This is a genomic window from Paraburkholderia sediminicola, from assembly GCF_046026855.1.
Lineage (GTDB): Bacteria > Pseudomonadota > Gammaproteobacteria > Burkholderiales > Burkholderiaceae > Paraburkholderia > Paraburkholderia sediminicola_A.
In genome coordinates this window covers 1-1275 of the sequence record NZ_JAQQET010000097.1, presented here as the reverse complement: position 1 = coordinate 1275, position 1275 = coordinate 1, and the positions used below count along the sequence as shown (strand labels likewise).

Below are 1275 nucleotides of genomic sequence, written 5' to 3'. Positions count from 1 at the left end.
CTCAGTCTAAGATCGCTTCTGAATGTCGGACCGATCTGACCCGTGCTGGGATTGGCCAAGCTGCCTTTGCGTTGACCTGTCGATCGGATTCCGGCGTTCCCCGAGCGTTGCCGGGCTCACCGTCTGTGACCTGATAGGAGCTTTGTTCTGCACCGTGAGTGTCCTGTCCTGCGAGTGGGGTTGGCGATGCGCCCACTACAACGGATATACGCATGGAACAAAACGAAGTGATTCTTGGTGTTGACACGCATCTGGATAAGCATGTCGGGGCTGTGATCAGCGATACAGGCAGGCTTCTCGGAACGCTATCGGTATCGACCGACACAGCAGGCTATTTCGAGCTGCTGACCTGGGCAAATTCGTTCGGCCAACTACGGCGCGCCGGCGTTGAAGGGACTGGAACCTACGGAGCGGGATTGACCCGCGTGCTTCGCGATCATGAGATTGAGGTGTTTGAAGTCAATCGTCCCGATCGCGCGATGCGCCGATCTAAAGGGAAGTCCGATCCCACCGATGCCGAGAACGCGGCGCGCGCAGTCCTCGCCGGAAAGGCTACGGCTATCCCGAAGGAGCAATCCGGCGCCGCGGAGGCAATGCGCGCCGTCTCCGTTGCGAGACGCAGTGCAGTCAAGGCAAAGACGCAGGCTATCAATCAGTTACGGGCCTTGCTCGTGAGCGCTCCCCAGGAAATCCGTGAGCGTCTTCTGAAAGCGAAGACTGCAGAGTGCGTTGAAGGTTGCGCCCGTCTTCGCTCGTTGGGCAAAACGCCAATGTTGCAAACGCTCACGACCACACTGCGTTTGCTGGCGAAGCGTTGGCTGACGCTGGCAGAGGAGATCAAAGCACTCGACACCATGCTTGACAGCCTGACCAGCCAGCATGCCAGGCGACTTCGCGAACGATTCGGCGTCGGCCCGCAGACCGCTGCAGTATTGGTTGCTGTGGCGGGCGACAATCCCGAACGCTTGAAAAGTGAAGCGGCGCTGGCGGCACTCTGTGGCACAAGTCCATTGCAGGCGTCGTCCGGCAAGACGGTCCGGCATCGTTTGAACAGGGGCGGTGACCGGTCTGCGAACAACGCCCTATGGACCATTGCGATGGTTCGGATGCGCAGTGATCCACGTACCCGGACCTACGTCGATCGTCGGACGAAGGAAGGCATGTCGCACAAGGAAATCCACCGCTGCCTGAAACGCTATATCGTCCGGGAGCTGTACCCGCTCATTCTGGCTGATCTGGCCGATTCGACGCCTGTTGCTTGACATAGGAGCGTCA

General features: G+C 59.3%; 1 protein-coding gene. It reads left to right on the top strand.

Annotated features, from left to right (window positions below; all coding sequences use genetic code 11):
• The first annotated feature begins 212 nt into the window (after window positions 1-212).
• Window positions 213-1262: an IS110 family RNA-guided transposase gene (locus PQR40_RS38960; protein WP_408341249.1), complete on the top strand. Its 1050-nt coding sequence runs from the start codon at window positions 213-215 to the stop codon at window positions 1260-1262.
• Window positions 1263-1275 lie beyond the last annotated feature (13 nt).

Coding starts and splice junctions, on each gene's coding strand:
- PQR40_RS38960 (WP_408341249.1), top strand. CDS start 213: ATGGAACAAAACGAAGTGATTCTTGGTGTTGACACGCATCTGGATAAG.